Annotated in this window: 11 protein-coding genes; 5 read left to right on the top strand and 6 right to left on the bottom strand. The window is 44.2% G+C overall.

Annotated elements, in window-relative coordinates; translation table 11 throughout:
* Positions 1-77: 77 nt before the first annotated feature.
* A complete protein-coding gene (locus BQ9856_RS04345) occupies positions 78-1,103 on the top strand; it encodes a M42 family metallopeptidase (protein ID WP_077609872.1) in 1,026 nt (341 codons plus the stop codon).
* A gap of 84 nt (positions 1,104-1,187) precedes the next feature.
* Here the strand turns inward: BQ9856_RS04345 and BQ9856_RS04340 are convergent, their stop codons facing one another.
* From BQ9856_RS04340 to BQ9856_RS04315, 6 genes are all read right to left on the bottom strand, one after another.
* Positions 1,188-1,637, bottom strand: coding sequence for an Hsp20/alpha crystallin family protein (locus tag BQ9856_RS04340; RefSeq protein WP_077609871.1), 450 nt, complete (start codon positions 1,635-1,637; stop codon positions 1,188-1,190).
* Positions 1,638-1,932: 295 nt separating this feature from the next.
* Positions 1,933-3,081: a Gfo/Idh/MocA family protein gene (locus tag BQ9856_RS04335; RefSeq protein ID WP_077609870.1), complete on the bottom strand. Its 1,149-nt coding sequence runs from the start codon at positions 3,079-3,081 to the stop codon at positions 1,933-1,935.
* A gap of 24 nt (positions 3,082-3,105) precedes the next feature.
* Positions 3,106-4,119 carry a sugar phosphate isomerase/epimerase family protein gene (locus BQ9856_RS04330; RefSeq protein ID WP_235839114.1) on the bottom strand — a complete coding sequence of 338 codons (1,014 nt, stop codon included), beginning with the start codon at positions 4,117-4,119 and terminating at the stop codon, positions 3,106-3,108.
* A gap of 145 nt (positions 4,120-4,264) precedes the next feature.
* Positions 4,265-5,506: an oxidoreductase gene (locus BQ9856_RS04325; protein ID WP_077609869.1), complete on the bottom strand. Its 1,242-nt coding sequence runs from the start codon at positions 5,504-5,506 to the stop codon at positions 4,265-4,267.
* A gap of 242 nt (positions 5,507-5,748) precedes the next feature.
* Entirely contained in the window at positions 5,749-6,609 is an 861-nt protein-coding gene (locus BQ9856_RS04320) for a helix-turn-helix transcriptional regulator (RefSeq protein ID WP_077609868.1), read from the bottom strand.
* Between the two features lie 322 nt (positions 6,610-6,931).
* Positions 6,932-7,798, bottom strand: coding sequence for a Cof-type HAD-IIB family hydrolase (locus tag BQ9856_RS04315; protein WP_077609867.1), 867 nt, complete (start codon positions 7,796-7,798; stop codon positions 6,932-6,934).
* 186 nt (positions 7,799-7,984) lie between these two features.
* Here BQ9856_RS04315 and BQ9856_RS04310 point away from each other — a divergent pair, with 186 nt between their 5' ends.
* Genes BQ9856_RS04310 through rfbH form a run of 4 tightly spaced genes read left to right on the top strand, consistent with a single transcriptional unit; the run spans position 7,985 to position 12,009 of the window.
* Positions 7,985-8,767, top strand: coding sequence for a glycosyltransferase family 2 protein (locus BQ9856_RS04310; RefSeq protein WP_077609866.1), 783 nt, complete (start codon positions 7,985-7,987; stop codon positions 8,765-8,767).
* A 22-nt stretch (positions 8,768-8,789) separates the two neighbouring features.
* Entirely contained in the window at positions 8,790-9,566 is a 777-nt protein-coding gene (gene rfbF, locus BQ9856_RS04305; RefSeq protein WP_077609865.1) for a glucose-1-phosphate cytidylyltransferase, read from the top strand.
* Between the two features lie 4 nt (positions 9,567-9,570).
* A complete protein-coding gene (rfbG, locus tag BQ9856_RS04300; protein ID WP_077609864.1) occupies positions 9,571-10,644 on the top strand; it encodes a CDP-glucose 4,6-dehydratase in 1,074 nt (357 codons plus the stop codon).
* 24 nt (positions 10,645-10,668) lie between these two features.
* A complete protein-coding gene (gene rfbH / locus BQ9856_RS04295) occupies positions 10,669-12,009 on the top strand; it encodes a lipopolysaccharide biosynthesis protein RfbH (RefSeq protein ID WP_077609863.1) in 1,341 nt (446 codons plus the stop codon).
* Positions 12,010-12,128: the final 119 nt, after the last annotated feature.

Here is a 12,128-nt window from a genome sequence, read left to right as displayed (position 1 = left end):
TTCACTAGCCATCTCCCCCCAAATCTGCTAAAATAAAGAAAAAACAAACAAATAAAGAAAGAAGAATCCAAAATCCCATGAACACCACATCATACATACTATCAATCCTGGAAAAAATCATAAACATCCCAAGCCCCAGCGGCTACACCAAAGAAGTCCTGAAAGCAGTCGAAGAAGAAGCCTCAAAATTCGGCTACCCCTCCACCTACAATCGAAAAGGCGGCCTCATCATCGAAGTCCCCGGAAAGAAAAAAGAGGTCCTGGGCCTATCCGCCCATGTGGATACCTTAGGGGCCATGGTCCGTTCCATCACTCCCAAAGGAATGCTGACCCTTGTCCCGGTAGGCGGTTACATGATGGAGACCATAGAAGGCATGTATTGTAAAATACACACGAGAACCGGAAAAACCTACACCGGAACCGTTCTTACAAAAGAGCCGTCCGTCCATACCTACGACGACGCAAGAACCTTAGAGCGGAAGGCCAAAAACATGGAAGTCCGTCTTGATGAACTGGTGGACAATGCCGACGACGTAAAAGCACTGGATATCTCCGCAGGAGATTACATCAGCTTTGATCCCATGTTTGTACATACCGACAGCGGTTTTATCAAATCCCGCCATCTGGATGACAAAGCCTCCGTAGCTGTGCTCCTGGGAGTACTCAAAGACCTTTCCGATACCCGCAGGCGCCCGGAAAGAACCCTTAAAATAGTAATCAGCAATTATGAAGAGGTAGGATTCGGTGCAAGCTGGATCCCGGAGGACATAGAAGAATTTATTGCTGTAGACATGGGCGCCCTGGGAGATGACTTAGCAGGAGATGAACGGAAAGTGTCCATCTGTGCCCACGACTCCTCCGGTCCCTACGACTATGAAATGACAAGCCGCCTGATCGCAATTGCCAGAGAGCGGAACCTGGATTACGCGGTGGATGTTTTCCCTCATTACGGTTCTGATGTAGGAGCCGCCATCCGGGGCGGACATAACATTCGCGGAGCCTTAATCGGACAAGGGGTCCACGCCTCCCATGGAACGGAGAGGACACATGTAAAGGGGCTGGAACAGACCCTGAAGCTTATCGAAGGATATATAGAATTATAAATTACCTGCAGGGATGAAAAGAAGAAAGGCCTCACCGGCCCGGCGCATCCGATATGCTGCCGGGCCGGTGAGGCCTTTATCCGTTTATCCTTCTATTTCAATATAGTTATTCTGTTCTACCGCATTCTCATCCTTTTTCGGAATTGCCAGCTTCAGGATGCCGTTATCAAACTTCGCATGAATATCCTGCTCCTTTACCCCTTCTCCTACGTAAAAGCTGCGGCTCATGCTGCCCGCATAGCGCTCACGCCGGATATAGCGGCCTTCCTTATCTTTTTCTTCTTTATCAAGTCCCTTAGCTGCGGAAATGGTTAAATAACCATTGGAGAGTTGGGCATTTATTTCCTCTTTCTTAAATCCTGGGAGGTCGATGTCCACTTCATAGCCGTTTTCCGTTTCCCGTACATCAGTTTTCATCATATTCTTCGTATTCTTTCCATACAAAGGATTCCTCTCACCGAAGAAAGATCTCTCAAACGGGAAATCCATCCAGTTTTCAAATAAATTTTCTCCAAAAATACTAGGCATCATCATAAGTCGTATCTCCTTTCAAATGACATTTGAGCCAACACTGTCGGAGAAATCCGGGGTGTTGCTTATTTTTATTATGGAACTAAAATCGAAAACCATTCATCGTTTTCAAATTTTTTGTTCTACATGTAATATAACACACATGATTAGCACTGTCAAGGCGTGAGTGCTAACTTATTAAAATTTTTTTATCATTTGAATATGTATAGTATCGCTGAAACAGCAAAGGCTAACAGCTTGAAACCGTGGAAAAAAATATAGATAGACTAAAATGGTGGCTAAATCTGGATGCCTTAATTTATAAACATATCCAATTAGAATCTTTATGCGCGCTTTCGACAACAGCGTGAATGAATTTTACGCCTTCCAAACCATCTGAAACGGTCGGAAAATCTAAATCTTCCGTCAACAATTCTTCTCCATTTATTGTTTTTAAAACTGCTGAAATATAGCTTTTATAAATATTGGCAAAGGCAACGTACAGTCCTTCCGGATGACCCGACGGTAAACGGTTTACCTGAACCGAGCGCTCTGACATATAGCCCATACCGCGGTTATAAATCTGAGTCGGCTGACCTTTTAAGGTCACGCTTAAAACATTCGGATTCTCCTGTACCCATTCAATCGCTCCCTCTGTACCGAAAATGCGCACAACCAGACCATTCATATGCCCTACACACACCTGAGAGGAACAATATACGCCGTGGGCGCCATTTTCAAGTTCTACAAGGATATTGGCGTTTAAATCCAGCGGTTGATCAAAATAGTCCAGCACAGCAGCCACTTTCTTTACCCGGAGTCCTGTAATATAAGAAACCGTGTGTTCAATATGGGAGCCAATATCTCCCACACAGTTGGAAATTCCGGCAATATCAGGATTCTTTCTCCAGGAAGAGAGCTTTACCATCTTCTGGTCACCTTTTCCCACATCATCAACCAGATATTCCTGAAAATATTCGGCATTTACGTTAATGATATTTCCAATTACGCCACTTTTTACTAATTCCTTTGCTTCCTTAACCATATTATTACCTGAATAGGAATAGTTCACCGCAAATAATAAGCCCTTCTTTTCTGCAATATTTTTCAGCTCTTCCGCTTCTTTCACCTCAAAACTTAATGGTTTCTCACACAGCACATGGATCCCATGATTCAGAAACTCTTTTGCAATCTCGTAATGCATGCGGTTAGGAGTCGCAATAGTCACAAAATCGATGCCATCTTCCCTTGCGCTTTCCTTCTGAGCCATCTCTCTATAATCAGAATAAATTCTTTCATGGTCCAATTGATAAAATTCTCCGCATTCTCTGTTTTTATCGGGATTCGGGTTGAAGCAGCCCGCAGTCAGAAACGCGCGGCCATCAAAATTGATCGCAATTCTGTGAACACCTCCAATAAATGCATCTAAATCTCCGCCGACCATACCATATTTTAATATCTTTTGCATATAAGATTCACCTCCTTGTTAATTTCAACTATTTGAAATTGCATCATCAAATTTAATTTCGGACTTTTTAAAATCAATTTTACGAACAAAGGCGGCTGCTTCGGTTGCGCCATCAACACGATCCATTCCTGAATCTTCCCATTCTACGGAAAGCGGTCCGTCATAGCCATATGCATTCAGCACCCGTATGATTTCCTCAAAATTTACTTGCCCATGTCCCAAAGAACGGAAGTTCCATCCACGCCGCAGATCTCCGAAATCGATATGAGAGCACATCAGTCCGGAACGTCCGTCTAATGTTATTGCTGCATCTTTCATATGAACATGGTATACTCTGTCCATTTCCATAAAATCCTTCAGGAACAGATGCGGAGTTATTCCCTGCCATAATAAGTGACTCGGATCAAAATTTAAACCGAATTCCGGAATATCATTGAATTTTTCTAAAAGCCGTACTGTAGAATAGTAATCAAATGCAATTTCTGCCGGATGTACTTCCAAAGCAAATTTTACACCGTATTTACGAAAATCTTCCAGAATCGGCTTCCATAATTGATAGATTTCTTCATATCCCTTTGCAACCATCTCTTCCGTTGTCTGCGGGAAGGAATACATCCATTTCCAGATAGGAGATCCGGTAAACCCTGTAATCACCTTCACACCCATTTTATTTGCCACTGCTGCCGCTTTCTTCATGCTTTCGATTCCCCATGCGCGAATAGCCTCCGGCCGGTCAGCCAATTCTGCAGGTGCAAAATTATTTAAACGCGGATCCGGAGCGTCTCCGACACACTGCCCGATAATATGTGCTGCAAATGCTTTGCAGACCAGATCATATTTAGAGAGAGTGTCCTGAATAAACGGAATGTACTTATCATCTTTATAGGCCCGTTCCAGATCAAAACTATTCCCCCACAGTGCAATTTCCAATCCATCATAACCCATCTTCCTTGCCAGTCTGCAAAGCTCTTCAAATTCTAAATCTGCCCATTGGCAGGTACAGAGTGTTACGATACGTCCTTTCGTTTCATTCATCATTCTTATCATCCTTTCGCTTAAATTTTATCATCTTTCCTGCTAAAACCATGAATGCGCCGGGAAAAAATCCCCGGCGCATTGTTATCCATCAGCTATGACTTAGGTTATACTGCATGAACGGGGCATTCTAAAATTCAGCGTGCTCTTAAGTATGCTTTGCCTTAAGTTTGCCTTCTTCTTTAATCATCTTTACATACTCATCCGTGAAATGAGGATCGTAGGTAGCACATCCCACATGATGCTGCCTGATGAGAAACTCAACACAGTGATCGCATAATGTGCACCAATGAATCTCTTTCTCTCTGCCTTCCAGCATTTTTACCGGTAAATAAGGATCCGCAAATGACTGACGTCCGATAGCAACCGCGTCTACGATGCCCTCGCTGATATTTTTATTGCCCCAAAAACGTAAAGTATTCTTTTCAGGTTTAACTGCACAGAACGGCTGTTTTCCGTCTCTGTAAATCGTATACGCTGAACCAAGTACTTTTGTTTCCGGCTTCAAATTATCACGGCAGACCTTCTGGAAGTAGAAATGCATATATGCATAATCCGGCGTTCGGCGGTCCGGATGAGCCAAATCCAGAGTATGTGACGGGGAGCCGGCAGACTGAAGAATATAATGAGCTCCGTGTACCTCCAAAGTCTTAATTAGATCAATGGATTCCGTGAGATCCATACAAGCACTGTCCGGTCCCAACGTTCCTGCCCCGCCCGGAAACCCTTCATACATAGAAATCTTAGACCCTAAAATGAAGTTTTCGTCCGGAATTGCCGCTTTAATGCGTTCATAAAGATCAATTACAAATTGACGGCGGTTTTCCCATTTTCCGCCATATTTCCAATCATCTTTGTTATACGGACGAAGGATTTGAGTACCGAGGTATCCATGACACAGCTTGATGTCAACACCATCCGCACCAACTTCATACGCGTAACGGCAGCCTATAACATAATCTTCAATAACCTGATCGATTTCTTTCTCTCTTACCAGTATTGAATCTTCGTATCCCGGCAACGGCTCTTCTGTTACGCGAATACGCTGAGAATAAACATTATTGCTAATCTCTCCAGAATGTGTTATCTGAAAGAGAAGCAGCGTGTCCGGATTAATCTCTTTTAAATGAGCAACAAACTTCTTCAGAGCTGGCAGGTTGTGTTCTTTAATAGAAAGCTGGTTTCTTCTGGCAATGTAATCATACTGCGGCGTAATGGCCTCCAATACTACGATACCAGCTTTTCCTTTAAAATAGTCCTCATAACGCTTGTATGTAGCCGGACTCGGATCACCGTTATCCAATGCGTCACAGCATTCCATGGCATTAATCACAAATCGATTAGGGGCAGTGCGTGTTCCTATTTGCATAGGGGTAAATAATTCTTCCATAGCTTCTCCTTTCCTTATCTGTTTTGTTCAAAAAACAGACTGTTAATTTGTTTGATATAGCTATTTTATACAAAAAACATGCTATTAACAATCCCAGTCAGATACCAATCCGATACTAATAAGCATCAGTATTGAACAACTTTTATTTCTCTGGCTGATGTAAATAAAATACGCGTCATACAGCAACCTCAATTTACTGTATGACGCATATGCCTGATAACTGATTTTTATATTGTACGCCGCTATAAAATAGTTTTTAAATTATCTTTTAAGAACTGCTTCAAGTTACTTTTCGCCCCAAGTCCCAATTTTTTACGGATATTCATACGGTAATAATCTACAGTCTTTTTTGATAAATTCAGTCTGATCGCAATCTCCTTACTAAGATAGCCATCTCTGATATAGCGGGCAATGTCCAGCTCTTTTTCGTTAAATTCCGCAAACAGCGGCAGTTTCTCTGACTTTTCCCCCTGTATGGCTAATTCTAATTGCTTCTGCACAACTGTTGCTGTGTCCGTATCTAACATTCCATTTAAATATTTTACAACACTTTCTATCGCTTTGTTAAAATTATTAATCAGATCCTGCTCATGCCGCTTTGATTCTCCCTTGCTCTCCTCAAGAAGGTCCTGCAGTAATTGAGTCTGCTCCTCCATTAGTCCCATCGAAAGATTTGATTTTTTTTCACGTGTAATATCCCGGATATACTCTACGACCAAACTTATCTCTCCGCTACTACCAAGTACTGGAACGCAAAATGTACGATGCCATCCTCTTCCATTTATATTTTCCAGAAGGTGTATATCTGTCGCCGGCTCACAGCGGTTCATGGCGCGGAGAACGGGGCAATCCCCGCACGGTTCTGTTCGTCCATGATAGGTAGCATAGCATTTGCTGCCTTCCATATTTTTTACATTATACCAGAACTCCATTGTAGAATTTGCATAAAGAATATCCAAATCAGAATTCAAAATACAAATACCATCCTGAACGAGATTTAAGATGATTTGCAGTAATTCATTTTCTTTGTCTATTGTCATTTTCCACTTAGGTAATCGCTTTGTTTTAGGAACCGTTGTCCAATCGCTTTTGTCAACTTCCATATTTCCATTCCTTCCTGCATTGATTCATAGAATTCTCTGGTACTCTAAAACAGCAATTTGTAAATAAAGCGAATTTATATATTTATATATATTATTTTAACAATGAAAATAACGCATTTCATCTGATTTTGTGTATGTTTTCTGTTTTGTATGGTCTGACCTCAAAATATTTTCGGCAAAATAATTTAAAAATCCACCTGTATCATTTGTTATTTTATCACATTTTTTCTGGAACTACAATTATCAATAAACAATTTGCTGCGGCCATATAAAAATAAATCTGTTTATTGCTAATTTTTCTTATAATGGAATTCTTTCCCATTTACTCATGAAATACATATTGACCTATGGCCCACGCAACCCCATCCTCTGCGTTTGATTTCGTATGGTATTTAGCAGCGTCGCGGATACATGGCATGGCGTTGGCCATGGCTACCGTCCAGCCAAAGTCCGGTGTAAACATGGATAAATCATTATCACTGTCGCCCAGGACCATCACATCCGCAAGGGGAATGCCTTTCCGGTCCGCATAGGCTTTTAATGCAATGCCTTTCTGTGCAGCATGGTTGGTCAGTTCAATATTGGTAGGAAAAGAGGAAGCCGCGGCCAGATCCGGGTAATTGGAAAATAATTTCTTTAATTCAGCCACCTTTTCAGGTAAAATCCCATTGCTGCATATCTTGAAAACCGTTTCATTTTCCGGCAGGTCTTTTATGGATTCAATAAATGTCATGAAGTTGATGCGTTCCCGGGCGGCAGCCTCAAGTTCTTCGGTAATGAAAACAGGAGTACCGTTTCCGCCGTTTAAAAAGGAATAAAGTTCCTTGATTTTCTGGTCTTTTGCAGCAGTGGTATACCGTCCATGGGAAGTCAGGATGTCCATATCCGCATGCTGTTCCGTAAAGATTCTTTCAATATCACTGATATTCCGGCGGGAAAGGGGAATCTCTTTTAGCAGTGTTCCAGCCTGGTCATAAACAGCAGCTCCGCTTAAACAGATGTAGCTGCATGTGATGCCGGCTGACTCCATGATGGCTCTGGCGTCTTGATAGTCACGTCCGGTGCAGATTAAGAATTCCACACTTGTATGGTCAAGCCTGCGGATCGCGTCTGCATTGGCTTTTGAAATATTGGCCTGGGGGTTTAGAAGGGTGCCATCCATATCGGAGGCAATCAGTCGGATGCTCATAGCAGGTAATCTCCTTTGTCTGAAAAAATTTACTTAATACTAAGCTTATCTTAAATTGCCCTGTTCGTCAATGCGGCGGAGCCAGGCAGATAATTTCTTTCAAAATAATGAATATGGTGGAATGTTTTACAGCTTTTATGGTATAATCATACCCAGACTATCAGAAGCACCATTAGAGGAACCAATATGAAACTACATGCATTTGCAATCTGCGCATACAAAGACTCGCCATATCTGGAGGCCTGTATCCGCTCTTTAAAGGGACAGAGTGTGGAATCGGATATTATATTATGCACATCCACTCCGAGCCCCTATATCGAAGAATTGGCGGACAAATACGGAATTCCCGTATTTATACGCCATGGAAAGAGCAGCATCCGGGACGACTGGAATTTTGCCTACTATATGGCCGATGCCCGTTTTGTCACCATTGCCCATCAGGATGATTTATATCGGAAGGATTATGTGAAAAAACTTCTGGAATGCTATGAAAAGTACCCGGATATGACGCTGTTTACAGGAGGATATACCGTCGTCAAAGGGGAGAGACCGGCAGGCTTTGAAAAAGTAGAGTTTGTAAAACGGTTTCTGCGCCTGCCCCTTCGCTTCCGTCATTTAAGCCATTTATCCTGGATTAAAAAAAGCGTCCTGATGTTTGGTAACTCCATCTGCTGTCCGGCGTGCGCATATAATAAAGAAAGATTAGGGGAGCCGCTCTTTACCTCCCCTTATCGGTTTGCGCTGGACTGGGATACGCTTTTTAAACTTTCCAGGCTGCCCGGGCGTTTTATTTGTGTGGAGAAACCGGTCCTGTATTACCGGGTCCATGAAGAGGCGGCCACAAAGGCGTGTATCAGGGACAACAGCAGGGTAACAGAGGAAACCGATATGTTTAAAAAGATGTGGCCGGGACCGTTTGTGAAGGTGCTCATGCATTTTTACCGAAAGGCTTATAAAGAATATGAATAAAAAGACGCAGGAGGATGAAACAATGAAAGTAGTATTATTAGCCGGAGGATTTGGGACAAGGATCAGCGAGGAAAGCCATTTGAAGCCAAAGCCAATGATTGAGATCGGCGAAAAACCAATCTTATGGCATATTATGAAATATTACTCCCAATACGGCTTTCATGATTTTGTTATATGTCTTGGTTATAAACAGTATGTGGTTAAGGAATTTTTTGCGGATTATTTCCTTCATACATCGGATGTAACCTTTGATCTTGCCAATAATAAGATGGAGGTACATAACAATTATTCTGAGCCCTGGAAAGTGACTTTGGTGGATACCGGGTTAAATACCATGACAGGCGGACGTATCAGGCGCATCCAGCCTTATATCGGCGATGAACCCTTTATGCTGACTTACGGTGACGGTGTCTGCGACGTGGATTTAAATGAACTCTTAAAATTCCATCAGAGCCATGGAAAGACCGCTACCATGACCACAGTGAATATTGCCCAGTTAAAAGGCGTTCTGGATATTGATGAAAGCGATGTGGTACGTTCTTTCCGGGAGAAGGATGAAACCGATGCCAGTCTGATAAACGGAGGCTTTATGGTTATGAATCCGGAAGTCTTTTCTTATTTAAAAGACGATACTACGGTGTTGGAAAAGGAGCCGCTGCAGAGGCTGGCGGCGGAGGGGCAGCTTATGAGCTTCCACCACTCCGGTTTCTGGCAGTGTATGGACACTCAGAGGGAGATGAAGAAGCTGGAAGATTTATGGCAGTCCGGCAAAGCACCTTGGAAAATATGGGAGAAATAACAGGATGAGTTGGACAAGTGTGAAATGGAATGAATTTTGCGGATTTTATAAGGGAAAGAAGGTTCTTATTACAGGGCACACAGGTTTTAAGGGGTCCTGGCTGAGCCGGATTCTCGTTAGTGCCGGTGCATCGGTGACCGGTTATTCCTTAATGCCTCCTACGGACCCCAGCCTGTTCGGTGTAGCGGGACTTGAGGATACCATGGATTCCATAATTGGGGACATCCGGGACCTGGGACATTTAAAAGAAGTGTTTTTTAAGGTCAAACCTGAAATCGTATTTCACTTAGCGGCTCAGCCCATTGTCCGGGAATCCTATAAGGAACCGGTTTATACCTATGAGACCAATGTGATGGGAACGGTTAACATTTTAGAATGCGTGCGCCTGACTCCCTCTGTTAAGTCCTTTTTGAACGTGACTACCGATAAGGTGTATGAAAATAAAGAATGGGAGTATGGGTACCGGGAGTGTGACCCGTTGGACGGCTACGATCCCTATTCCAACAGTAAGTCCTGCTCCGAACTGGTGACCCACAGCTATGCCAAATCCTTTTTTGCCGACGGATGTGCGGCAGTGTCCACTTCCCGTGCAGGCAATGTGATCGGCGGCGGAGACTTTGCGGGCGACCGGATCATCCCGGACTGCATCCGGGCTGCATCGGCAAAGCAGGATATTATCGTAAGAAATCCGCATTCTACCAGGCCATACCAGCATGTGCTGGAACCTCTGGCCGTATATATGACAATCGCCATGAAGCAGTATGAAGATTTAAACTTCCAGGGATACTATAATGTGGGTCCGGATGACAGAGACTGTATCACCACCGGCAGGCTGGCGGACTTATTCTGCGAAGCATGGGGGCAGGGAATCAAGTGGATCGACAAATTTGAAGGAGGCCCTCATGAGGCCGGCTTTTTAAAGCTGGACTGCTCAAAGATCAAACGTGTTTTTGAATGGTCTCCCAGATATGGGGTGAAGGATGCGGTTTGGAAGACCGTGGAGTGGACCAGAGCCTATCTGGCTGGGGCGGATATGTTGGATATCATGGATCAGCAGATCAGGGAATTTTTCAGTTGAAAAGAGTATGAGAGGAATAATAGAATGTTTGAACACAAGACAGAAAAAGAGGCGCGGGAGGAGATTCTTGCGCTGGTAAAAGAATATTGCAGTACTTACCACAATCAGAGAAAGCCATTTGAAGAGGGAGACCGGATCCCTTACGCTTCCCGGGTATACGATCACCGGGAGATGGTAAACCTGGTGGACAGCTCCCTGGAGTTCTGGCTTACTTCCGGGCGCTATACCGATGAATTTGAAAAAAAGCTGGCAGAATATTTAAAGGTCCGGTTCTGTTCCCTTGTGAATTCCGGGTCATCTGCCAATCTGGTGGCATTTATGACCCTGACTTCCCCGCTGTTAAAGGAACGCCGGATCAGGAGCGGGGATGAAGTGATCACGGTGGCTGCCGGATTCCCGACTACGGTAACTCCTCTGATTCAGTTTGGGGCAGTTCCTGTATTCGTGGATGTGACCATTCCCCAGTATAACATTGATGTGACCATGCTGGAGAAGGCGTTATCTGAAAAGACGAAAGCGGTCATGATCGCCCATACCCTGGGGAATCCGTTTGACTTAGCTGCAGTTAAGGCATTTTGCCGGAAGCATGGATTGTGGCTGGTGGAAGATAACTGTGATGCTCTGGGAACAAAATACACCATTGATGGAGAAGAGCGTTTTTCCGGCACCATCGGTGACATCGGTACATCCAGCTTCTATCCTCCCCATCATATGACCATGGGAGAGGGCGGAGCGGTCTATACCGATAATCCGCTGCTGAATAAAATCATCCGATCCTTCCGTGACTGGGGAAGGGACTGTGTCTGTCCTTCCGGGCGTGATAACCTGTGCGGACACCGTTTCGACCGGCAGTACGGAGAACTGCCGCTGGGTTATGATCACAAATATGTTTATTCCCATTTCGGTTATAATTTAAAAGCGACCGACATGCAGGCTGCCATAGGCTGTGCCCAGCTGGAGAAATTCCCGTCCTTTGTGGAACGCAGGCGGCATAATTTCGACCGGCTCCACAAAGCCCTGGAAGAGGCTTCCGATAAGCTGATTCTGCCGGAAGCCTGTCCGAATTCCAGACCGAGCTGGTTTGGCTTCCTGATAACCTGCAGAGAGGGCGTGGACAGGAACCGGATCGTGCAGTATGTGGAATCCAAAGGGGTTCAGACAAGAATGCTGTTTGCGGGAAATTTGACCAAGCACCCCTGCTTTGACCAGATGAGAGAATCAGGAGAAGGCTATCGGATCGCAGGAGAGTTAATCAATACCAACCGGATCATGGAGGATACCTTCTGGGTGGGCGTATATCCCGGAATGACCGATGATATGATTGACTATATGGCAAAGACCATAAAAGAGGCATTAAGCCTGTAACAGGCCGGATTACCTTTACGCCCAAGAGGCGTGGGCAGGAAAGAGGAACACCCTGCGGGTATACCTTTATGCCCAAAAAGCGTGGGCAGGAAAGAGGAAACACCCTGCGGGTATACCTT

This window comes from Clostridium sp. Marseille-P2415, assembly GCF_900155545.1.
Taxonomy (GTDB): Bacteria; Bacillota; Clostridia; order Lachnospirales; family Lachnospiraceae; genus Lacrimispora.
Note: the sequence above shows the minus strand (reverse complement) of the source record. Positions and strands in the feature narration are given on the sequence as shown.